Source organism: Rhizobium sp. P1_C7, from assembly GCF_056406295.1.
This window is the reverse complement of the sequence record NZ_JBFUAL010000019.1, coordinates 61178-82692: the sequence shown is the minus strand read 5'-3', so window position 1 is coordinate 82692 and position 21515 is coordinate 61178. Positions and strand designations below refer to the sequence as shown.

Here is a 21515-nt window from a genome sequence, read left to right as displayed (position 1 = left end):
TCCCGCCGCCGTGGTTATAGAGTGGCGGGACCGAAGTCAAGAAGCAGCCGTCGCAACGAGAAAAACTTTTGGCGCATGCGTATCATTGCGCCGATGACCAACCGCGCTACCAGCCAGCGATACGCAAGCCGACGCGGATTTCATGCCGGCTCAGACCATCGTCGCGTCCGCTTGTCCCGGAGGAGTCTGCAAACATGCTGCCGCCGGCAATATCGGAAAAGCGATAGCCGAAATCGATCTTCATGTTCTCGGTGATTTCGTAGCTGAGGCCTGCCATCAGAGCATAGGTGAAGCGCCAGCTTCTCTCGCCGCCGAAGTCTTGCTGTGAGAATGTGGCCCCAGAGCAGGTCGAAGCTCCATCGACGCACTCGGGTTGCGAACGTACGCTTCCCCACCTGACGTTGGTTATACCGATGCCGGCACCGACATACGGGGTGAAGCCGGCAATCGTTGCAAGGTCGGCATAGCCGTTTGTCATGATGCCATAGGCACGAAGATCGGCGCGCGCACCCGAGGTGCAGCCGGTCCCGGCAGGAGCGGATGCAGCACAAGGCAAATCGGCGCGGGCTGTACCGGTGAAGTCGCTTTTGAAGAAATCCGCCGTGAGGTCGGCGCGCCAGATGTCGGTAAACTGATAGCCGATGCCGGCACCGCCGGAAATCGGTTTGGAGAAGCGTGCTGGGTCAAATTCGCCGCCGACGGCGGCGCCTCCAGCGTCATCGAAGCGGTAGGTCGGCGTTTCGTTGCCCGTCCACGGCGCATAGCCGAGGTCACCACGAAGATACCAGCCCGTCGCTGATGATTCGCCCGCAATGGTAACCTCGGGCGCCTCAGTAATCGCTGGCTCCTGCGCCATCACCGGACCGCCGAACAGGGCAAGGCTCGTCGCAGCGGCGAGGATTAAGGTGGACGATTTCATGGCAATTCCCGACGGGACAATGCGGTGCCCGCATAGCTCACTGTGCGAGTATTATTCCAGCGAGATGCTAACGTCTGGTTAACTATGCTTGTTAACCACGATTGGATTCAACCATTTGAAGAAGGCCGCCGAAACGGCAGCCTTGAATTCGAAAAGGTCCTGCAACGATGAAAGCAGTTGGCTATTGCAGCGAATAGCGCAGGCCGAGCTTGAAATCGTGCGAGGTAATATTGTTGAAGTGCATCGGGCCGGTGTCCACCGTGTTGTCATAAGAGCGAAGCCGGCTCGTTTTCGCGTCGCCAAGGCCGACATAGCTGTAACCAAAGTCGACGGCGAGACGATCTGTCACTTGATAGCCAATGCCGGCATGCAACGCCCAGGCGAGGTTCCAAGTGGAGTCGCTGTCACCATATGCGACCCCCAGGGTCGGGACGTTGACGTCCCTGAAGCGAGAGATCGTGTTACGCGAGGCACCGATACCGGCGCCAACGTAGGGTGTAATGCCCTCCCAAGTGCCGATATCGACATAAGCGTTGGCCATCAGCAGCCATTCCGACTTGGCACCGTCGTAGTCATTCGTGGCATCCCATACAGCTGTCCCCGATGCATCGGTGTGTCCGTAACGATCAAGCGCGGAGAAATCAGTCTTGCCGCGATACTGGACGATCGCATCGGCACGCAGCCACTGGTTGAATTGGTAGCCGACACCCAACGCGCCGAGCGGCCCGCTGTCAAAACTGCCGTCGTCGATAAATTCGCGAAAGTCCACGTCGTCAAACAATTCATGCTGCATCCCGCCAAGACGCTGGTTGGTCATGCCTATGTCGCCGCGTAAGTACCATCCGCCGAACGCAGGAGCCGGCAGCGGCGCTGGCTCGATATAGAGATCGGCCGCGAAAGCCGGGGCACCACCCATCAGCGCCGCGACCGCGGCAATCAAAAATCTCTTCATTATACTCTCCAAGAATAATAAATAGCGGACGCGCCATTCGCCCGCGTCCGACGTATTTATCCTGGAGTCTTACAAACTAGAGTTAATGCCCGATTAAATTTACAAAATATTGATCATGAACTTACGAGAACAGACGCCCGCAATCTGTGACGCAGGCGCCCGAAAAAGCATGCACGTCGACTTCAGGCCGCGTCTCGCGCCCCACCGATTATCCCGACCAGATCATTGACGATCCGTTCGATCTGGGCCCGATCGTCGCCCTCAGCCATGACACGGATCAAAGGCTCCGTGCCCGATGGACGGATGACGAGGCGGCCGTTCTTGGCAAGCTCGGTCTCCGCATCGGCGATCGCCTTTCGCACCCGGATATCCTCGAGCGGCTTGCCGCCGGAAATGCGGACGTTGCGCAAGAGCTGCGGCACCGGCTCGAAACGGCGGCAGATCTCGCTGACCGTCTTGCCCGTCCGCTTGACGGCGGCAAGGATCTGCAGGGCGGCAACCAGGCCATCGCCCGTTGTGCCGTAGTCGGAGAGAACGATGTGCCCGGACTGTTCGCCGCCGACATTGTAATTGTGCTGGCGCATATGCTCGACCACGTAGCGGTCGCCGACCATCGTGCGCACGAGGCCGAGGCCCTTGCTCTGAAGGAACCGCTCGAGGCCGAGATTGGACATGACGGTGGCGACAATGCCGCCGCCGCGCAGCTGCTGGCTATCGGCGTAGCTTTCAGCGATGACGGCCATCAGCTGGTCGCCATCGACGACGGCGCCGTTCTCATCGACGATGATGACACGGTCCGCGTCGCCGTCGAGCGCAATGCCGATATCGGCGCGCACTTCGTCGACCTTCTTCTGAAGCGCGACCGGGCTGGTGGAGCCGCAATTGAGATTGATGTTGGTTCCGTTAGGCTCATCGCCGATCGTGACGACGTCAGCACCGAGTTCCCAGAGTGCGGCCGGCGCCACCTTGTAGGCGGCACCATTGGCGCAATCGATCGCGATCCTGAGGCCCTGAAGCGTGACATCGCGCGGAAGCGTGCGCTTGGCATGCTCGATGTATCGGTCGTGAACGCCATCGACGCGCTTGGCGCGACCGATATCGTCAGACTTTGCCAACTGCGACGACAGGTCCCGTTCAAGCAAGTCCTCGATCTGCGCCTCGAGGTCGTCGGAGAGCTTGTAGCCGTCCGGTCCGAACAGCTTGATACCGTTGTCTTCGTAAGGATTGTGCGAGGCCGAGATCATGACTCCGATATCGCAGCGCAACGAACGCGTCAGCATGGCGACGGCAGGCGTCGGAATGGGGCCGAGAACAAAGGCGTCGAGGCCGGCAGCGGTGAAGCCGGCGACCATTGCGTTTTCCAGCATGTAGCCCGACAGGCGCGTGTCCTTGCCGATAACGACCCGGTGACGGTGGTTGCCGCGGCGAAAAATGGTTCCCACCGCAATGCCCACCCGCATCGCGAGGTCCGGTGTCATCGGGAACACGTTGGATTGACCACGAATGCCATCCGTCCCGAAATAACGTCTTTTCATATGCACCCCTGTGCCTTGGCGCGCCCCATGGGCTGCGCATCACAACTTAAGCAAGTCAACGCCATCCGGCGCATTACTTCGCTACAAAGGACCTGATTAAGTCCTCCTCATGTCAGCGGCATGCCACAAAACGCCGCGACCATCACGTAAATTACCAAGAAAACTGAATATATCTCGTTACTAACGAAAAAGGCCGGGCACCACACCTGGTGTCCGGCCGATCCTTCATTTCCAAAGGAAATCAGTGCGGTTGTGGCTCCAGCCCGCCTTCGGTCTCGTCACCTTTGGCAGACGGACGGGTACCCGCCTTCGGTACAGCCGACCCACGGCTTGTCGGTGCGTCGTCGCCAAGATCGCGCGATGGCTTCTCGCCGCGAATCAGCGCCCTGATCTCTTCGCCCGAAAGCGTCTCGTATTCGAGCAGCCCTTCGGCGATCGCCACGAACTCGTCGTGGTAATCGGTGAGGATCTTGCGGGCCTCGGTATAGGCCTCGTCGATCAGGCGGCGTACTTCGCTGTCGATCGTCTGGGCGGTCGCTTCGGAGACATTCTTCGACTGCGAGACCGAATGACCGAGGAAGACTTCCTGCTGGTTCTCGCCATAGGACACCTGACCGAGCTGGTCGGAGAAGCCCCACTGGGTCACCATGGCCCGGGCGAGCTTGGTGGCCTGCTCGATATCGGAGGACGCACCCGAGGTGATGTTCTCCTTGCCGAAGGTCAGCTCTTCCGCGATACGGCCGCCCATCATGATGACGAGGCGCGATACCATCCACTTGTAGCTCATCGAATAGCGGTCGCCTTCGGGGAGCTGCATGACCATGCCGAGCGCACGGCCACGCGGGATGATCGTTGCCTTGTGCAGCGGGTCGGCAACCGGCACCTTCAGCGCGGTGATGGCGTGGCCGGCCTCGTGATAGGCGGTCAGTTTCTTTTCGGCTTCGGTCATGGCGGACGAGCGACGCTCGGCACCCATCATGATCTTGTCCTTGGCGTCTTCGAATTCCGCCATGGTGACGACGCGCTTGTTACGCCGTGCGGCCATCAGGGCAGCTTCGTTGACGAGGTTCATCAGATCGGCACCGGAGAAACCGGGCGTACCGCGCGCCAGAACCTTGAGGTCGACATTGGGCGCCAGCGGAACGTTGCGGGCGTGAACCTTGAGGATGCGCTCGCGGCCGACGATGTCAGGGTTCGGAACGACCACCTGACGGTCGAAACGGCCCGGACGCAACAGCGCGGGATCGAGAACGTCGGGACGGTTGGTCGCCGCGATCAAGATGATGCCTTCGTTTGCTTCAAAGCCGTCCATCTCGACCAGCAGCTGGTTCAGCGTCTGTTCGCGTTCGTCGTTGCCGCCGCCGAGACCGGCGCCGCGATGACGGCCGACGGCGTCGATTTCGTCGATGAAGATGATGCAGGGTGCATTCTTCTTGGCCTGTTCGAACATGTCGCGGACGCGGCTAGCGCCGACACCGACGAACATTTCAACGAAGTCGGAACCCGAGATCGTGAAGAATGGAACGTTGGCCTCGCCGGCAACCGACCGGGCGAGCAGCGTCTTGCCGGTGCCCGGAGGGCCGACCAGAAGAACGCCGCGCGGAATCTTGCCGCCGAGACGCTGGAACTTCTGCGGATCACGCAGGAATTCGACGATTTCTTCGAGATCCTGCTTGGCTTCATCGACACCAGCGACGTCGTCGAAGGTCACACGACCGTGCGCTTCCGTCAAAAGCTTGGCCTTGGACTTGCCGAAGCCCATGGCACCACGCGAACCGCCCTGCATCTGGCGCATGAAGAACAGCCAGACGCCGAGGATCAGAAGCATCGGCAGCAACGTGCCGAGATAGCTCAGGAAGCCGGAAGAACCATCGGTTTCGGGACGAGCGGAAACCAGGACATTCTTGGTCTGCAGACGTTCAAGCAGATTGTCGTCGATAACAGGAGAATAGGTCTGGAAGGTGGTGCCGTTTTCAACATAGCTGCCGGAGACGCGGTTACCCGTGACGACGACTTCCTTGACGCGGCCCGCATCCACTTCGCGCAGGAACTGCGAGTAAGGGATATCGCGGGAGCTGGTCTGCGCCGGCGACGTCTGGAACATACTGAAGAGGGCAATCAGCAGAAGCGCTATGATTGCCCACAAGGCGAAATTACGTAAATTAGGGTTCATCGAACTCCCCAGCACTGGAACGCCCGCCTCATGGCGACCGTCATATTTGGCTTCTAACATAGGAGTGCGCCAGGCTATTGCCAAGGCAAACCGGTCCGTTAGATGGTTTTTCCGTCAATAAGACCTAAAGGCGGTTTTGGATAGGGGCGTGCTCCAAAGGTAGCCGCGAGGCTCTCGGCAAAGATGAAGTCGAATCGTGTCAAAAAACGGTCGAAGAGCGCAAAATAGGGCTCGATGTGGATTTGATTTGGTAGATCGGCGGAAATCGCCGATGCCGAGATGTGCGGCTGGGCTGCAAACGCGCGCCGCAGGGCGCTTTTCGGGAGATTGAGACCTCTCTCTCCTCCGTAGCCTCCATCTCCCCCCTCGTTTCTGCGTTCGTCACGGGAATGCAGCAACGGTGCGTCCGCACCGTGAGGTAATTTCACGCGCCCAAAGACTTGGGCGCACTGGTTTCCTGTAACGGGGACAGGAATGAGGGAGTATGTGGGTGGCACCTCATTCGGAGCAGACACCATCACATCCATATCGGAGCGATTCTCCACCGCATACCGGCCATCCCAGACACCGCGCTCGCCCGCAGCCACAACGAGCGCCCGCATGCCGCGGCTCTCGCGGACAAGAAACAGCCCGTTGCGACGCAGATCGAACACCACCCTGCCAGCCGTCATTCGCCCTCGTTCACCCCGCTCGATGAAGGCGAGCACTGCCTGCATCTGCTCGCGCCCGGGAGCGAAGGGCTGACCGCCGAGGGCCGCGGCAAGTCGAGCAAGTGCATAGTCGCGAACCGCTCCGCTGCCGAACGCTGCAGGCAATACCTGCCCGAGTGCAAACGGGTGGAGGACGAAATGCTCGGCCAGCCAGCGGCCGGCTTCGTCGGCCAATTGCAGCCGCCTGTCGGCCGCGGCCGCCCCCATTGGGCCCGCGGCTTGGTTCTTCAAGAGCAAGCGCGTGCGCACACGCTCATATTTCGGATCGTCATTGCTCGGGTCGTCGAGCCAGGAGATCTCTCTGGAGCGCAGGCCGTCGCGAATATCCTGGCGCAGGCACGCAAGAAACGGCCGGGCGATCCAGCAACGCCGATCGAAGAGAACCAGATCCGCAATGCCGGTAGTTTCATGATCCGAGCGCGTGCTGCGCATGACAAGCGTCTCGCGCTGGTCGTCAGAGGTATGCGCGGTCACGATGATGTCGGCGGCAAGCTCGGCGGCAGCCTCGGCGAGCAATGCGTATCGAGCATCGCGCGCAGCCGCCATGATGCCGGCCTTTGGCTTGGCTCCACGCCAGACTTTTGTCACCTGGGGAATGCCAAGGGTCTGGCAGAGAGCGGCGACCTGGCGCGCTTCATCTGCCGATTCGGGTCGCAACGCATGATCGACGGTGGCAGCACAGAGGGAGATTTTTGAAAGGGGATCGGTCCTCAGCGCATCTGAGAGCGCCACGAGAAGGCCGGTGGAATCGCTGCCGCCCGAAATCGCGACGAGAATGCGCGAAGGCTGGTCAAGCGAATCGAGGAACCGGCGCGCGGCCGTTTCAGGAGAAATGGTGCCGTCCGGACGCAAACCGGAAGGCCTTAGCAGGCGAGACGCTTCTGTTCGCTCGCGACCTTGGTTATGACGGCGCGCGATGCCTTCGGATAGCGCTTCGACACTTCCCTCAGCGTGGCGCAGGCCGTTTCGGTGTTGTCGAGCGCAGCGAGCGACATGCCGAGCTTCAGCAGCATTTCAGGTGCCTTTTCCGAGCTGCCATACTTCTTGTGCGCGTCGAGAAAGGTCTTGGCAGCATCGTTGTACTTGCCCTGCGAGTAGAGCGCTTCTCCGAGCCAGAAATTTGCGTCGGCTGCTCGCGCACTGCCAGGGTACTGAGCAATGTACTGTGTGAACTCCTGCTCGGCGGTGGAATAATCGCCGGAGAGCACGTGGCCATAGGCAGCCTTGTACTGATCCGCTTCGCTGCCGAGCGAAGCCGTTTGCGAGGATCGGCTCCCATCGACGCTGGGCAACGGCCCCGACCCGATCTCCGCGCCCTGGTTTAGGGAGCCGCCGACAGGCTTGCCGCTCTGGTCGAAGTCGATTGAACCGAGCTGCTTCGGCGGCTGGCCGAGGCCATCGTTGGCAGGAACATCGGTCGAGGGAGCCGTTTCGGCTCCCCGTGTCGCCTGGATCGTGCGGGCGACATCGTCGCCGCCCTGGGCCGTCTGGCCGGGAGGAGGCACATCGGCCTCGCTCTTCTTCATCGGCTTGCTGCTGCCGCCGGCACTGGTGCCGCCGCCGCCTTTTTCCAGTTCTTGGAAGCGGAATTCGTTATCCTCCTGCGCCTTGCGGATTGTCTCCTGCATCTGCAGGAGCTGGAAGCTCATCTCCTCGATGCGGCCGTTCAACTGGCGAAGCTGCTCCTCGAGCTGCTGGATGCGCACTTCCGCACCCCCTGCCGCCTGCACGTTGACAACGGGCGCGTTCTGCTGCGGCCCACCGGCCCTATCGCCAATGTGCCAGCCCAATAGCGACGTCGCATTCGCCGACTGCTCTGTCCCGGCCAATGCCGCGAGGCACAGCATGCCCGCAACGACAAGTTTCTTCATATGGTTCGTCCTGTCCCAGTGATTCTTCGCGCCTCGATGGCACGAACAGGAGATTTTTCCAATTGCTTTCAAAAAGCAACGGAGTCTGGCCAAAGTGTGTTCAAAAAGAAAAGGCGGCCCGCCAAGGAGCCGCCTTTCCAAATTGTAACAAACGTCGGCAATTCTGTGCCGAGCCGGCAGTTACATGCCGGCGCCGCCGAGTACGGTGACGGCGCGGCGGTTCTGCGACCAGCACGAAATGTCGTCGCAGACGGCGACCGGACGCTCCTTGCCGTAGGAGATCGTCTTCATGCGCTGAGCCGGCACGCCGCGCGAAGCAAGGTAGCCCTTGGTGGCGGCGGCACGGCGGGCGCCGAGAGCGAGGTTGTATTCGCGGGTGCCGCGTTCGTCGGCATGGCCTTCGACCGTGATCGCATACTTCGGATAACGGGCGAGCCACTGAGCCTGACGATCGAGCGTCTGGGAAGCGTCCGCACGGATCGACGTCGAGTCGGTGTCGAAGAAGATGCGGTCGCCGACGTTGACCGTGAAGTCCTGCGCCGAGCCCGGCGTTGCGGCGCCGGCGCCGAGGCCGAGATCGCCGGCGCTGTTGACCGGCTTCTTGGCGCAGCTTGCCAGAGCAAGACCGGCAACGAGCGCGATCATGACGGGGTTACGGGCGAAATTCTGCATGCGGCTCATTGCCGGGGTGTGAATTCGGCTCATGGCCGGTCTCCTTGCGACTTGATTAAGGTTGCCGGACTGTAACCGTACTCGGTTAATCGGCGCTCAAGAATTATGGTTAACGAATGGTTCATTTGTCCCTCTGCGGCCCCAATCGAGGATTTTTGAGGCGACAACAAGGCACGTCCACAGTCTTTGCTACTCCAGGAGCGGCGACCACGCCGGGTCCGACGCGTAGTTCGGAGTCTTGATCAGCTGCTCGTTGTAGCCAGTCAGATCGATCGAGTAGAGCTGCGGACCACCCGCTCCTGCCGCCTGGCGGAAGAACATGATCACGCGGCCGTTCGGCGCCCAGGTGGGGCCTTCGTTGTGGAAGCCCGTCGTCAGGATACGCTCGCCCGAACCGTCCGGCTTCATCACGCCGATCGAGAACTTGCCGCCCGACTGCTTGGTGAAGGCGATGAGATCGCCGCGCGGCGACCAGACCGGCGTCGAATAGTTGCCGTCGCCGAAGGAGATACGCGTCTGGCCGGAGCCATCGGCATTCATGACGTAGATCTGCTGGTGGCCGCCGCGGTCGCTTTCGAAGACGATCCGGCCGCCGTCAGGAGAATAGGACGGCGAGGTGTCGATTGCCGCCGTCGAGGTCAGGCGGGTCGTCGTGCGCGAACGCAGGTCCATCGTGTAGATGTTGGCGTTGCCTTCCTGCTGAAGGCTCATCACCACCTTCTGGCCGTCAGGCGAAAAGCGCGGCGAAAACGTCATGCCGGGGAAGTTGCCGACCACTTCGCGCTGTCCGGTTTCCAGCTGCAGCAGGTAGACGCGCGGCTGCTGATTGGCAAACGACATGTATGTGACTTCCTGCCGGTTCGGCGAGAAGCGCGGTGTCAGGACGAGATCGCTGCCGTTGGTCAGCATGCGAACGTTGAACCCGTCCTGGTCCATGATGGCGAGCTGGCGCTTGCGATCCTGCTTGGTGCCTGACTCCGAGACGAAGACGACACGCGTGTCGAAATAGCCTTCTTCACCGGTGATCTGCTTGTAGATCGCATCGGCGATGATGTGGGCCACACGGCGCCAGTTTTCCGGCTGCRTGTAAAACTGCTGGCCAGTCATCTGGCTGCCGGCAAACGTGTCCCAGAGACGGAACTCGGCACGAAGGCGGCCATCGCTTTCCTGCGTCACGCGACCGGTGACGAGCGCCTGCGCATTGATGACCTTCCAGTCCTCGAAGCGCGGCGCGGCATCGGGATTGGAAATCTTCTCGATGAAGGCGTTCTTGTTGATCGGTGCGAAAAGGCCGGAGCGCTGAAGGTCTGCGGCAATCACCTGCGAAACCTGCGCGCCCATGTCGCCCTGCAGGAAATCGGTGATCGCGATCGGGAGCGGCTCGACGTTGCCCTTGTTGATATTGATTTCGACAAGCGCGTTCGCGGGCGTGGCGATAACCGCAGTGGTTATCATGCCGACGGCGACCATCAAGGCGCGGATAAGAGAACACTTGGTCATAGAGGACAAGCCTTTCAGCATTTTAAAGGGCTAGATCGCTGGGATCGAAATTGACGATGACTTCGCCCCAGGCGTCATATTTGTCTTTCGGAAGATTTGTGAACGGCGACGACTTCATGACGGCGCGCTTGGCACCACTGGCCAAGGCCATGCGCGTTGCCTCGTTGGTGCCACCGATCGCTTCGACCTCGGGCGAGCCGATGATGTTGCCATCCGGATCAAGCTTCATATGGACCTTGATGCGAACGTCGCCAGCACCTTCCATTCCTGGAATAACAGACCAGTTACCGGCAATCGCGCTGCGCAGCGCATCCATCTCGCTCATCGAGAGCTTGGAACCGCCGGTGGCCTTCTTGGCGCCGAGCGAAGCAACTTCGGTCGAGCTCTTGGCGCCGCCGTTCGACGGGTCCTGCTTGTTGAGCAGTGCCGAAATATCGTCAGCGTTGAAGTCACTCGGCTTCGAGGAGGAAGCCTTCGCCTTCTCCTGCTTCTTGTCCGCCTTCTTCTTGTCCGTCGGCTTCTCGTCCGTCGGGGCCTTGTCTTCCGTCTTCTTCTCAGGCGGCTTTTCGGCCGGCTTCTGTTCCGGCGGCTTCACCTGCGGCTTGACGACGGGGGTCGGCACCTTGTCCGGCAATGCCTCGGCATCCGGCTTCGGCGGTTCGGCCTGCTCCTGCGGCTTTTCCTCAGCCTTGGGTGGCGTCGGGGTAGGCGGTGTGATCTCGGGCTTCGGCGGGGTGATGGACGCAACCTGCTGCGGCTCGACGTCCGTCTCCTCTTTCATGATGTCCTTTACCTCGTTCGGCACAGGATCATTCTGGGGCAGCGGCTTTTCGGAGGCCTTCGGGGCCGCGGCACTTTCGTTGTTGTTCGGCTTGGCGTTGGGGATCGGCGGCGTCTTCAGGTCGACCTTGTTCTCGCCCATGTTCTCGGCGTTTTCGACATTGGTGGGCTTGGCCGTCGGCTTCGGCGCGGGCTTTTCGCTCGGCTTGGCCGTCTTGTCGCCCTGCTGCATCTGCGTCATGTCTTCGACAGGCACGAGATCGACGGGCATCGCCTCGAAATCCTCGACTTTGAACTGCTCCGGGGAGCCGATCGAGATCAGCGCCCAGGCAAGCAGTGCACAGTGCAGAGCAGCAGATGTGACGATACTGGCCTTCATAGCGTTCGCTATTGGTCCTTCTTCTGCTGCGTCACGAGGCCGATGTTCTTGAAGCCTGCACCCTGGATGCGGGCCATGACATCGGCAATCACGCCATAAGGCGCCGTTGCGTCGCCGCGAACAAAGATGCGTTCATTGTAACCGGTTGTCGCGATCGCCTCGAGCTTGGCGGCAATTTCCTCGACCGGGATCGGGGTTTCCTGAAGGAATGCCGTTCCGTCGTTCTTGACGGAGATCGTGATCGGCTGCGTTTCGGAGTTCAGCGCCTTGGCCTGCGTTTCCGGCAGGTCGATCGGAACGCCAACGGTCATCATTGGCGCCGCGACCATGAAGATGATGAGCAGAACAAGCATGACGTCGACGAGCGGCGTCACGTTGATTTCGGAAATGGCACCGCCTCTATGGCCGCCACGACGACGACGACGATTACCACCGCCACCTCCGCCACCGCTTGGAGCACCCATACCCATATCGTTTACTCCGTTTCCGTCGGTTACTGTGCGGCCTGACGCGGCTGCAACTTCTCGTCAATCTGTCGCGAAAGGATGGCGGAGAATTCATCCGCGAAACCTTCCATGCGACCCGAGAGCTTGCCCGCGTCAGCGGAGAACTTGTTGTAGGCGATAACTGCCGGGATAGCGGCGACGAGGCCGATCGCGGTGGCAAGAAGCGCTTCAGCGATACCGGGAGCGACAACCGCAAGGTTGGTGGACTTCGAACCGGCGATCGCCTGGAACGAGGTCATGATACCGACGACCGTCCCGAAGAGGCCGATGAACGGACCGGCAGAACCGATCGTAGCAAGCGAACCCAGGCGGGCGGAGAGGAATTCAGATTCTCGGGCAAGCGTCACGTCCATCGCGCGGTCGATACGCATCTGCAGGCCGATCGGCGACCGTGCACCGCGCTCGAAGGACTTCTTCCACTCGCGCATGGCGGCGACGAAGATCGAGGCAAGGCCCGTGTTGTTGCGCTCCGAGAGCGAGCGGTAGAGTTCTTCCAGCGACTGACCCGACCAGAACACCTGCTCGAACTTGTCGAACTGGCGCCGTACGCGGCCATAGGCCAGATATTTGTCGATGACGATCGCCCAGGTCCAGACGGAGGCTGCGATGAGCCCGAGCATGACCAGTTTGACGACGAGACCTGCCTGCATGAACAGCGACCACAGGCTCACGTCCGTCGCTGCTGCTGCCAATCCTACTTGTTCCATTGATCCAAAATCCCCGAATCCAAACGCCCGGCACTTGACCGGGCGGCACAAAGTGATCTCGCAAGAAGTGTCTGGCGGCCGCCGCCCAAAGCCCTGGTCAAGCTTCCAAGCTCTTATCCGCTTTCCTTGCCGTCAAATTTGGTCAAACGAAGGCGTGCACCGCACAAACTCTGACAATCCTAGTAAGACACCATTATGGTTAACAGTTCGTTAGCGTCGGACAGTGACAGCTGATCTATCTGCGGAAAGAATAATCCTTGGATTACTTGGTCAGATCTAAGGTCGATGACCAAAACAGCGCTCATCTTGCAGCGCAGCAATTCCTTCACATGAAAGTCATGTTTTTGCAAGGATGAAATAAGCCACCCTCTGCAACGTTTTGGCGTAGGTTCGTGCAATCCGCCCGACGCTGCCATTCAGAGCGGCTTGCTGCCTTCAAGAAACTTCTCCGCCAAAGCCTCCGGCAGCCGCCTCGGCCGGGCGTGGGCGTTGATGACGGCGATGACGACCTTGGCGGCGATCAGAAGCGTGTCGTCGCGGCGGATCTCCTGGCTGAGCACCATCTTGGCACCACCGGCTTTTTCTGTGTGTGTCAGCACGGTCAGAATGTCATCCATCCGCGCCGGCGCCTTGAAGTCGATCTCCATGCGGTGGACGACGAAGACAAGCCCCTCCTCGTCGGCCGTGATCAGCTCGCGCTGCTCGACGCCGAGGCAGCGCAGATAGTCGGTGCGGCCGCGCTCCAGGAAATGCAGATAGCGGGCGTGATAGACCAGACCGGAGAAATCGGTATCTTCGTAGTAGACCCGCTGCAGCAGCCGATGGCCCGCCTCCGTGAGTTCGCCCGAAATCGAAAAGCCGTTGTCCGCCATGATTTTCTCCAAAGTCATGCGCCTTCTTTGGCCCAAGAGTTTCCGCCGTGCAAGCATTGAACAATCGTCATCGTTCCTAAGTAATTTCCCAACAGCTTACCGTTGAGGAGATGATCCGATGAAGATTGCGGTGATGGGCGGGGATGGTTTTATCGGCTGGCCGACATCATTGCATCTCTCCGACGCCGGCCATGACATCCACATTCTCGACAACCTCTCAAGGCGCTGGATCGACACCGAACTCGGCGTTCAATCGTTGACGCCGATGGACTCGATCCAGGAGCGAACCCGCATCTGGCACGCCGAAACCGGCCGGCGCATCCACTTCAATCTCATCGATCTTGCCACGGATTACGAGCGTCTGAAGACGTGGCTCGCCGACAACAGGCCCGATGCGATCATCCATTTCGCAGAACAGCGCGCCGCCCCCTACTCGATGAAAAGCGACCGGCACAAGAACTACACCGTCAACAACAATGTCAACGCTACGCACAATCTCCTGAACGCCCTCGTCGAGCTGCAGCTTGACGCTCACCTCGTCCATCTCGGCACAATGGGGGTCTATGGATATTCGACGATCGGCGCGGCGATCCCGGAGGGGTACCTGCCGGTGGGCATCCAAACCGCGGACGGCGAGACCGTCACCCAAGAGATCCTCTATCCCTCCAACCCGGGCTCGATCTACCACATGACCAAGTGCCTGGATCAGCTGCTCTTCCATTTCTACGCCAGGAACGATGCGCTGCGCATCACCGACCTGCACCAGGGCATCGTCTGGGGCACGCATACGAAGCAGACGCACCGGCACGTGCAACTGATCAATCGCTTCGACTATGACGGCGACTACGGAACGGTGCTCAACCGTTTCCTCATCCAGGCGGCGATCGGCTATCCCTTGACCGTTCATGGTACCGGGGGCCAGACCCGCGCCTTCATCCACATCCAGGATTCGGTCCGCTGCATCGAGCTTGCCTTGGACAATCCGCCCGCCCGGGGCGCTCGCGTCGAGATCTTCAACCAGATGACCGAGACCCATCGCGTCCGCGATCTTGCCGAGATCATAGCGAGGATCAGCGGCTCTGAGATCGCATGGTTGCCCAACCCGCGCAAGGAAGCGCCGGAAAACGAGCTGATCGTCAAGAACGACAAGTTCCGCAGACTCGGCCTCGACCCGATCACGCTGAGGTCCGGATTGATGAGCGAGATCGTCGATGTCGCGAAGGAGTTCGCCTACCGCGTCGATCGCGCCCGCATTCCCGCCGTTTCCGCGTGGACCCGGGATATTGCTGCGACAATCAATCACGATCCGGAAGGCAAGCGGCTGAGGTCGGTGTCGTGATGGTGGCGGCGAGTGTCCTATTGAAAAGATCCGCCCTCATTCCCGTGCTTGTCACAGGAATCCAGCCACGGCGCGCCTGCGCCATGGCTAACGTGTGTCGGCTTCCGAACTCTCCCACGCTCACGGACTTGGGCGCACTGGACACCTGTGACGAGCACAGGAATGAGGGCGTCTCGGGGAACATTTGCACCCCTCGTAGGCGTCCTGAGCGGCGAGCGAGGGGCAAAACTCGCATCTGCCGCGCCGTAGCCCCTCTCATCCGCCTGCCGGCACCTTCTCCCCGCTGGGGAGAAGAGACCCGTGGCGAGGTCTCGAGCTCTCTCCAACGTCTGCCACCACAGTTTTGGCAGGACCGCCGCCACCTGCCTCTTCTCCCCGGCGGGGAGAGGCAGGGCGTAGGCGAGGCGATCGGGAGCCAAGGCGACAAACACCCTGAACGGACAGCGAGGGGCACTGGCAGGGCCGAGGTCGACACTCCATGACCTCCCCCTTCGCCTACGTCACCCTCGTCACCAACGCGGACTACGCGATGGGCGCAACGGCGCTCGCGCGCTCGCTGCGCTTCACGCAGGCCACGGCCGATATCGTCGTTCTTCACACCGGCGGCGTCAGGCAGTCCGCACTCCACCCGCTGCAGCAGCTGGACTGTCGCCTGATCGAGGTCGAGCACCTGCCCTTGTCCGGCGCCTTCAACGAGCGCCACGCCCGCGCTAAGCTTCATTCCGCCGCCCTGTTCACCAGGGGCCGCAAGCCTGATTTCCATTCGCCGCTCGACAATTTCTGCAAGCTGAGACTCTGGGAACTGAGGGAATACGAACGCTGCGTCTTCGTCGACGCCGACGCAATTGTCCTCAGGAACATCGACAGGCTCTTCCAGTACCCTGAGTTTTCCGCAGCCCCGAATGTCTACGAGACCCTTGCCGACTTTCACCGCATGAACTCCGGCGTTTTCGTCGCGCGTCCATCCGCCGACACGTTCCGGCACATGCTGGCGCGCCTCGATCAGCCGGACAGTTTCTGGAAACGGACCGACCAGACATTTCTGCAGGCGTTTTTCCCGGATTGGCACGGCCTGCCTGTCTATTTCAATATGCTGCAATACGTATGGTTCACCATGCCGGCTCTTTGGGACTGGAAGAGCATTTCGGTCTTGCACTACCAATATGAAAAACCATGGGAATCGGATCATCCGAAGGCCGCCATGTTGCGGCCGTTGATCGACCTGTGGCACGCGTACTACGCCGGCGATGATCTGCCGGACATCTCGGCAATGGCCAATCCGGAAGAGGCAGCATGAAGGTACTGGTATCCGGCGGCACTGGGTTTGTCGGCCGTTACATCGTCGAGGAGCTGCTGGCTGCGGGATACTCCGTCATTATCGGCGGCCGCCACGCACCGCTTCCGCGTGCCTTTTCCCGCCCCGTCGAGTTCGCACCCTTGTCGCTCGATCCAGCGCGCGATTCCATCGAGGCCTTCGATGACGCCTATTTCTTTGTGCATGCCGCCTTTCATCACATGCCCGGGAAATATCGCGGCGGCGAAGGCGACGATCCGGAAACGTTCAAGCGCTTCAACCTCGACGGTACCGTCAGGCTCTTCGAGGCCGCGAAGCGCGCAGGCACCCGTCGCTGCGTCTTCATTTCCAGCCGAGCGGTCTATGGCGATTATCCGCCGGGAACCGTGCTGACGGAGCACACGCAGGAGAAACCGGCAACCCTTTACGGACAGGTCAAGCTGGATGCCGAACGCAGCCTGGCGCACCTCGCCGCCCCCGGCTTTGCGACCGCAAGCCTGCGGCTGACCGGGGTCTACGGCCACCTCAGTCCTAACAAATGGGACAAGCTCATCGACGACTATATGGCCGGCCGGCCTCTGCCGTCCCGCGCCGGAACCGAAGTCCACGGAAGCGATGTCGGCCAGGCGGTGCGCGTGATGCTGGAAGCCGAAAGCGCCCGTATCTCGGGCGAGAATTTCAACGTCTCCGATGTAACGCTGGATACATGGGACATCCTCGAACCCGTCCGCTGGGAGCGCGATTGCGCCAACCGGCTGCCTCTCGCTGCCGATAAATCCGCGTTGACGAAGATGGACACGGCGAAAATCCGGACGCTCGGTTGGACGCCGGGTGGCATGCCGCTGTTCAACGAGACAATCCATGCCCTCGCCACCGGCGGATTGCCTCACAGGCCCACGCAAGCCTAGGGTTGTAGACGGTCCCTGATCGTCTAATCCTGGGGGATAGTATGCAAGTCGGATCCGCTTCGGCGCTCAATATTCTGCGCAGCACGTATTCAGCCGACCACCTCCCCTCCGCAGACAGCGCAGGCAGCACACGCCTGAAGATATTGCAGACCTCCGCAAAAGCGCTCGAAACCCTGCGCCAGAACATGACCACATCTGCGAACGCCGCCAAAGAACGGGCGGCGCGGAAGCTGGAAGAAGCCAACAAACAGCTGGAAATGCTGAAGAGTGGCGGGTTCCCGCCCGAGGTGGTCGCGCGCCTTGCCGCCGAACTCGCCCACAAGATCAGCGCAGCCGCCTCTGAGTTTGCCGCAGCCGTCGCCGCCAGCACGACCAGCGCCGCGTCATCGGCCACTGCGTCCGTCGCGGATGCGGGAGCAGGCACTGCCTCGGAAGCAACTGCGGCAGCAAGCGCTGAAGCGGGATCCGCATCTGCCGAGGATGCGCAGGCTGGCACTGATGCGTCCGAGGCGGATGAACCGGACGATGCGACAGCGGCACGAGATGCCTACTGGAGCGTCGTCGAGGACGGGAAGCAGGCGTCTTGGGGAATCTCCGCCGAGGACCGAAAGACCATGGAAGAGTTCAAGTCGATCCTGCAGGAGGTCCGGCAGCTCTTGGACAGCGCCATGCGCGAACTGCGTGCAAGGATCGGCAGTCCGGGCTCCAACGCCGATGGCAGGGCACAAAAAGCGCAGGTCGGCGCAGCGCAGATACCGACCAGCGTCATCATCTGACCGGCAGGACGGACACCCAGAGGTCGCATTCAGGTTGCAATGACCTGCGGCCGCTCTATGGTTCTGCCAAAACCAGCGCGGTAGATTCCATGACCCCGAAAGAACTGAAAGCTGAAATGCGTGCCGAGCGGCTGGCGCTTCGCGATGCCATCCCGGCCGACACGCGTATCGAGATGAGCCTGGCGATGGCCGAGCATGCGGGCGAAGCCGTCGCCTTTGACCCCGGCACGATCGTTTCCGGCTTTCTACCCATCCGTTCCGAAGCCGACACCCGCCCGCTGATGGCCAGGTTCCAGGCTCGCGGCGCACGCCTTTGCGTGCCGGCCATCCTCGACCGGCAGACGATCGTTTTTCGCGAGCTGGTACGCGGCGCACCGCTGGTCAGCACCGGCTTCGGCACGTCGGGTCCGGGCCCGGATGCACCTGTTCTCGATCCCGAGATCCTGCTTGTCCCCCTCTCCGCCTTCGATCCGCGCGGCCATCGTATCGGCTACGGAGCGGGCCACTACGACCGCGCGATCGACCGATTGAAGCAAAAAGGCATGCATCCCAAACTGATCGGCATTGCATTCGACTGCCAGGAAGTGGCACATGTGCCCGCTGAGCCGCATGACGTAAGCCTGGATGCCATCCTGACAGAAAGCGGCCTTCGCCTTTTTGCCTCTTGGATTGGATAGCAATGAGACTGCTTTTTCTGGGTGATATGGTCGGCAAGACCGGACGAACGGCAGTCTGGGATCGCCTCCCCGGTCTGGTATCGGACCTGAAACTCGACTTCGTGATCGTCAACGGCGAAAACGCCGCCGGCGGCTTCGGCATTACCGAGGATATCTTCCTCGAGACGATTAATGCCGGCGCCGACGTGGTGACGACGGGCAATCACGTCTGGGACCAGAAGGAAGCCGTTGGCTTTGCCGGTCGCCACGACCAGTTCCTGCGTCCGGCCAATTATCCGCAGGGAACGCCCGGCCGCGGTTCGGGCCTGTTCTATGCCCGCAACGGCGCGCGCATCCTCGTCGCCAACATCATGGGCCGCGTCTTCATGCATCCGGAGCTCGACGACCCATTCAAGTCGGCCGAAACCATCCTTGCCGCCTGCCCGCTCAAGGAACAGGCTGACGCGATCGTCTTCGACTTCCACGCGGAAGCCACCAGCGAGAAGCAGTGCTTCGGCCACTTCGTCGACGGCCGCGCCAGTTTCGTCGTCGGCACGCACACGCACGTGCCCACCGCCGACCACCAGATCCTCAACGGCGGCACCGCCTATCTCTCCGATGCAGGCATGTGCGGCGACTACGATTCGTCCCTGGGCATGGACAAGGAAGAGCCGCTGAATCGCTTCATCTCGAAGATGCCAAAAGGCCGGATGGAGGCAGCGACCGGCCCTGCCACCATCTGCGGCGTCGGCGTCGAGATCTCCGACACGACCGGCCTTGCCGAAAAGATCGCGCCGTTGCGCCTTGGCCCGCGGCTGGCGGAAACCATTCCGGAATTCTGGCGCTAGGTCGGGCATCCCCCTGCCATGACGCAAAAGTGAGCAACGGTGCCGGCTTTTGATCTGGACCGTTGCGACCCCTTGCCGCATCCTCCCTCGCACCGTGAAAGCGCCGGAGGAAGTGGCAATGAGGCCGCGTTTTCTTGTCTTCGCAATTGCTTGCCTGCTGGTCCTTGTCGCGGCGGAAGCTGCCGTTGCGCAGGCGGAGCGCGGCAACGTCAGCCAGTGTCAGGCGGTCGCCCAATCAATTCCAAAGGCAACCTTCGTGAGCTTCTCCGGCCCGCCGCCATTGATTTCGGCCGGTGCCACCGAGGAAACCGTAACGCTGACCTATATCGGCCATTCGACGTTCTTCATTGAAACACCCGGCGGAGTTTCGATCGCAACGGACTTCTCAGGCTGGTACATGCCCCCTCGCCCCCCGATGGTGGCGACGATGAACCGCGCGCACTCCTCGCACCATACGCCAACACCCGATCCGGCCATCCAATACGTCCTGCACGGCTGGAGCGACGTGCCTGGCGAAAAGGCCAGGATCGACATGATGGTCGGCGACACCTATATCCGCAACGTCACGACAGATATCCGCGGCGGCTACGGCGCACCACAAAGGGACGGAAACTCGATCTTCATTTTCGAGGTCGCGGGCCTCTGCATCGGGCATCTCGGCCACCTGCACTATGAGTTGACCGAGGCGCACTACACCGAAATCGGCAGGCTGGATGTGGTGATGGTTCCTGTCGACGGCGGGCTGACGATGGGAGCAGACAGCATGAGCCGCATCATCAAGCGTCTTAGATCGTCGCTGATCCTGCCGATGCATCAGCCAAGGCCGTTGCAGAGCTTTCTATCGATGTTCGGCCCCGATTTCGATATCGCCTACGCACCGACCAACACCATCGCCGTATCGATGCGCACTTTACCGAAGAAGCCATTGATCTACATCGCCAAGGGCATGCAGTAAACCAAGGGACATCAGCCTGCGGCTCGGCCGCCCCTACCGCAATGGAAAGCCCGAGAGCGAAAGCACCTGGGCAGTTTCTTTGATCGGCGATCTGCACTCAAGCAAAATGCAGATGCTGCCTCACGCCGACATCCGGCATCTTCTCGTCATCGAGATTGGCCTTGGCGATCTCCCAGCCGAATTTCAGCTTGCTGCCGGTGGAGACCCAGATCTCCGCATCGTCGACATGCATGGCGAGCATCGTCAGGTTGGGATCCTTCTTGCCGTCCTCGTACCACGCAGCCACGACCGAGTTCCAATATTCCTCGATCTTCGATGGGTCGGCGCGGGCCTCTATATGGCCTGCGAGGCACGCATGATAGTCGTGCTCCTTGCCGACGACGCAAAAATGCGCCCGCGTGCCGGGCTTGATCGCCCGCACGATGTCGGCGTCGGACTTCGCATAGAACCAGATCGTGTTGGTCTTCGGGTCTGCATGCGGCGCCATCGGCTGCATGTGCCTATCAACCCCATCCACGCCGAGCATTCCAGCATGGATATCGTTGACCTGATCCCAGAGCTGCCGTGCCGGGTGTTCCCGCGCCTCGTTGAAACTGGCCATAGCACTTCCTTCCTTTTCGAGGGTCCGTGATTTCAAACGCTGGCTTCTCGGCTTTGTTCCCCGATGCTACGTTTGATCGCACGTTGCCAACGGAGGATTTGATGAAGAACGCAACATTCCTGGCTATGGCCATCTGTTTGGCATCCGCATCCTCAGCTCTGACGGCCGATCGAACCTTCAAGCCCGACGAAAACCGCCAGATCGTCTTCGTCACCCCCTCGAAGAACATCGGCTGCACCTATATACCCAAAGGCGGCACCGCAATGTACACGCCCGACGACGGCGGACCGGAGCTCGGCTGCGATCGCATCGAACCTCTTTACGTCCGCCTTATCCTTTCAGCCGCAGGAGAGCCGTTCGTCTTCAAGATGGAAGGCGATAGTGCCTGCTGCAGCGACGCCAACGTTCTGCAATACGGCGACCGCTGGCGAGCCGGGCCGTTCAGCTGCAGCTCGGAGCGAAGCGGCCTCACCTGCACTCGTGACGATGGTCATGGCTTCTTCGCCAGCCGCAAGAAATACTCCGTGAACTGACACGCTGGCGTCATCTACCGGTCCCCGCA

Annotated in this window: 21 protein-coding genes; 8 read left to right on the top strand and 13 right to left on the bottom strand. The window is 60.9% G+C overall.

Annotated elements, in window-relative coordinates; all coding sequences use genetic code 11:
- Positions 1-106: 106 nt before the first annotated feature.
- The 12 genes from AC1D2R_RS24440 to ybgC all read right to left on the bottom strand — a co-directional run bounded on the left by AC1D2R_RS24440 (position 107) and on the right by ybgC (position 13576).
- On the bottom strand, positions 107-919 hold the full coding sequence (locus AC1D2R_RS24440) for an outer membrane protein (protein ID WP_477971339.1): 813 nt from the start codon (positions 917-919) through the stop codon (positions 107-109).
- 181 nt (positions 920-1100) lie between these two features.
- A complete protein-coding gene (locus AC1D2R_RS24435; protein WP_477971336.1) occupies positions 1101-1871 on the bottom strand; it encodes an outer membrane protein in 771 nt (256 codons plus the stop codon).
- A gap of 182 nt (positions 1872-2053) precedes the next feature.
- Entirely contained in the window at positions 2054-3406 is a 1353-nt protein-coding gene (gene glmM, locus AC1D2R_RS24430; RefSeq protein WP_477971334.1) for a phosphoglucosamine mutase, read from the bottom strand.
- A gap of 241 nt (positions 3407-3647) precedes the next feature.
- Positions 3648-5579 carry an ATP-dependent zinc metalloprotease FtsH gene (gene ftsH / locus AC1D2R_RS24425; RefSeq protein ID WP_477971332.1) on the bottom strand — a complete coding sequence of 644 codons (1932 nt, stop codon included), beginning with the start codon at positions 5577-5579 and terminating at the stop codon, positions 3648-3650.
- Between the two features lie 98 nt (positions 5580-5677).
- The gene (gene tilS / locus AC1D2R_RS24420) at positions 5678-7141 is read right to left on the bottom strand and encodes a tRNA lysidine(34) synthetase TilS (protein WP_477971330.1); all 1464 of its coding nucleotides are present in this window, start codon (positions 7139-7141) and stop codon (positions 5678-5680) included.
- A gap of 11 nt (positions 7142-7152) precedes the next feature.
- Complete coding sequence (ybgF, locus tag AC1D2R_RS24415) at positions 7153-8160, bottom strand: tol-pal system protein YbgF (RefSeq protein ID WP_477971328.1); 1008 nt, start codon at positions 8158-8160, stop codon at positions 7153-7155.
- 180 nt (positions 8161-8340) lie between these two features.
- Positions 8341-8865 carry a peptidoglycan-associated lipoprotein Pal gene (gene pal / locus AC1D2R_RS24410; protein WP_477971326.1) on the bottom strand — a complete coding sequence of 175 codons (525 nt, stop codon included), beginning with the start codon at positions 8863-8865 and terminating at the stop codon, positions 8341-8343.
- 156 nt (positions 8866-9021) lie between these two features.
- Positions 9022-10332, bottom strand: a complete 1311-nt coding sequence (gene tolB / locus AC1D2R_RS24405; RefSeq protein WP_477971324.1) for a Tol-Pal system beta propeller repeat protein TolB — start codon at positions 10330-10332, stop codon at positions 9022-9024.
- 22 nt (positions 10333-10354) lie between these two features.
- Positions 10355-11491 carry a hypothetical protein gene (locus AC1D2R_RS24400; RefSeq protein ID WP_477971320.1) on the bottom strand — a complete coding sequence of 379 codons (1137 nt, stop codon included), beginning with the start codon at positions 11489-11491 and terminating at the stop codon, positions 10355-10357.
- Positions 11492-11499: 8 nt separating this feature from the next.
- Positions 11500-11955, bottom strand: a complete 456-nt coding sequence (gene tolR / locus AC1D2R_RS24395; RefSeq protein WP_477971425.1) for a protein TolR — start codon at positions 11953-11955, stop codon at positions 11500-11502.
- A gap of 29 nt (positions 11956-11984) precedes the next feature.
- Entirely contained in the window at positions 11985-12704 is a 720-nt protein-coding gene (gene tolQ, locus AC1D2R_RS24390; protein ID WP_477971318.1) for a protein TolQ, read from the bottom strand.
- A gap of 416 nt (positions 12705-13120) precedes the next feature.
- A complete protein-coding gene (ybgC, locus tag AC1D2R_RS24385) occupies positions 13121-13576 on the bottom strand; it encodes a tol-pal system-associated acyl-CoA thioesterase (protein WP_477971423.1) in 456 nt (151 codons plus the stop codon).
- A gap of 118 nt (positions 13577-13694) precedes the next feature.
- On the opposite strand from ybgC, the gene AC1D2R_RS24380 reads away from it, so the two are divergent.
- From AC1D2R_RS24380 to AC1D2R_RS24350, 7 genes are all read left to right on the top strand, one after another.
- The gene (locus AC1D2R_RS24380) at positions 13695-14915 is read left to right on the top strand and encodes an NAD-dependent epimerase/dehydratase family protein (RefSeq protein ID WP_477971316.1); all 1221 of its coding nucleotides are present in this window, start codon (positions 13695-13697) and stop codon (positions 14913-14915) included.
- Between the two features lie 478 nt (positions 14916-15393).
- On the top strand, positions 15394-16212 hold the full coding sequence (locus AC1D2R_RS24375) for a glycosyltransferase (protein ID WP_477971314.1): 819 nt from the start codon (positions 15394-15396) through the stop codon (positions 16210-16212).
- A complete protein-coding gene (locus AC1D2R_RS24370) occupies positions 16209-17117 on the top strand; it encodes an NAD-dependent epimerase/dehydratase family protein (protein ID WP_477971312.1) in 909 nt (302 codons plus the stop codon). The genes AC1D2R_RS24375 and AC1D2R_RS24370 overlap by 4 nt, the downstream gene beginning before the upstream one ends.
- 41 nt (positions 17118-17158) lie before the next feature.
- Complete coding sequence (locus AC1D2R_RS24365; protein ID WP_477971310.1) at positions 17159-17893, top strand: hypothetical protein; 735 nt, start codon at positions 17159-17161, stop codon at positions 17891-17893.
- Positions 17894-17982: 89 nt separating this feature from the next.
- On the top strand, positions 17983-18570 hold the full coding sequence (locus AC1D2R_RS24360; protein WP_477971308.1) for a 5-formyltetrahydrofolate cyclo-ligase: 588 nt from the start codon (positions 17983-17985) through the stop codon (positions 18568-18570).
- 2 nt (positions 18571-18572) lie between these two features.
- Positions 18573-19397 carry a TIGR00282 family metallophosphoesterase gene (locus AC1D2R_RS24355; RefSeq protein WP_477971306.1) on the top strand — a complete coding sequence of 275 codons (825 nt, stop codon included), beginning with the start codon at positions 18573-18575 and terminating at the stop codon, positions 19395-19397.
- 118 nt (positions 19398-19515) lie between these two features.
- Positions 19516-20352 carry an MBL fold metallo-hydrolase gene (locus AC1D2R_RS24350; RefSeq protein ID WP_477971304.1) on the top strand — a complete coding sequence of 279 codons (837 nt, stop codon included), beginning with the start codon at positions 19516-19518 and terminating at the stop codon, positions 20350-20352.
- Between the two features lie 97 nt (positions 20353-20449).
- Here the strand turns inward: AC1D2R_RS24350 and AC1D2R_RS24345 are convergent, their stop codons facing one another.
- Positions 20450-20953, bottom strand: coding sequence for a pyridoxamine 5'-phosphate oxidase family protein (locus tag AC1D2R_RS24345; RefSeq protein ID WP_477971302.1), 504 nt, complete (start codon positions 20951-20953; stop codon positions 20450-20452).
- A gap of 101 nt (positions 20954-21054) precedes the next feature.
- Here AC1D2R_RS24345 and AC1D2R_RS24340 point away from each other — a divergent pair, with 101 nt between their 5' ends.
- Positions 21055-21486 carry a hypothetical protein gene (locus AC1D2R_RS24340; RefSeq protein ID WP_477971300.1) on the top strand — a complete coding sequence of 144 codons (432 nt, stop codon included), beginning with the start codon at positions 21055-21057 and terminating at the stop codon, positions 21484-21486.
- The last annotated feature ends 29 nt before the right edge of the window (positions 21487-21515 follow it).

Coding starts and splice junctions, on each gene's coding strand:
- AC1D2R_RS24360 (WP_477971308.1), top strand. CDS start 17,983: ATGACCCCGAAAGAACTGAAAGCTGAAATGCGTGCCGAGCGGCTGGCG.
- AC1D2R_RS24365 (WP_477971310.1), top strand. CDS start 17,159: ATGCAAGTCGGATCCGCTTCGGCGCTCAATATTCTGCGCAGCACGTAT.
- AC1D2R_RS24345 (WP_477971302.1), bottom strand. CDS start 20,953: ATGGCCAGTTTCAACGAGGCGCGGGAACACCCGGCACGGCAGCTCTGG.
- ybgC (WP_477971423.1), bottom strand. CDS start 13,576: ATGGCGGACAACGGCTTTTCGATTTCGGGCGAACTCACGGAGGCGGGC.
- AC1D2R_RS24370 (WP_477971312.1), top strand. CDS start 16,209: ATGAAGGTACTGGTATCCGGCGGCACTGGGTTTGTCGGCCGTTACATC.
- ftsH (WP_477971332.1), bottom strand. CDS start 5,579: ATGAACCCTAATTTACGTAATTTCGCCTTGTGGGCAATCATAGCGCTT.
- AC1D2R_RS24340 (WP_477971300.1), top strand. CDS start 21,055: ATGAAGAACGCAACATTCCTGGCTATGGCCATCTGTTTGGCATCCGCA.
- glmM (WP_477971334.1), bottom strand. CDS start 3,406: ATGAAAAGACGTTATTTCGGGACGGATGGCATTCGTGGTCAATCCAAC.
- AC1D2R_RS24400 (WP_477971320.1), bottom strand. CDS start 11,491: ATGAAGGCCAGTATCGTCACATCTGCTGCTCTGCACTGTGCACTGCTT.
- pal (WP_477971326.1), bottom strand. CDS start 8,865: ATGAGCCGAATTCACACCCCGGCAATGAGCCGCATGCAGAATTTCGCC.
- ybgF (WP_477971328.1), bottom strand. CDS start 8,160: ATGAAGAAACTTGTCGTTGCGGGCATGCTGTGCCTCGCGGCATTGGCC.
- AC1D2R_RS24435 (WP_477971336.1), bottom strand. CDS start 1,871: ATGAAGAGATTTTTGATTGCCGCGGTCGCGGCGCTGATGGGTGGTGCC.
- AC1D2R_RS24380 (WP_477971316.1), top strand. CDS start 13,695: ATGAAGATTGCGGTGATGGGCGGGGATGGTTTTATCGGCTGGCCGACA.
- tolR (WP_477971425.1), bottom strand. CDS start 11,955: ATGGGTGCTCCAAGCGGTGGCGGAGGTGGCGGTGGTAATCGTCGTCGT.
- AC1D2R_RS24355 (WP_477971306.1), top strand. CDS start 18,573: ATGAGACTGCTTTTTCTGGGTGATATGGTCGGCAAGACCGGACGAACG.
- AC1D2R_RS24375 (WP_477971314.1), top strand. CDS start 15,394: ATGACCTCCCCCTTCGCCTACGTCACCCTCGTCACCAACGCGGACTAC.
- AC1D2R_RS24440 (WP_477971339.1), bottom strand. CDS start 919: ATGAAATCGTCCACCTTAATCCTCGCCGCTGCGACGAGCCTTGCCCTG.
- tolQ (WP_477971318.1), bottom strand. CDS start 12,704: ATGGAACAAGTAGGATTGGCAGCAGCAGCGACGGACGTGAGCCTGTGG.
- AC1D2R_RS24350 (WP_477971304.1), top strand. CDS start 19,516: ATGAGGCCGCGTTTTCTTGTCTTCGCAATTGCTTGCCTGCTGGTCCTT.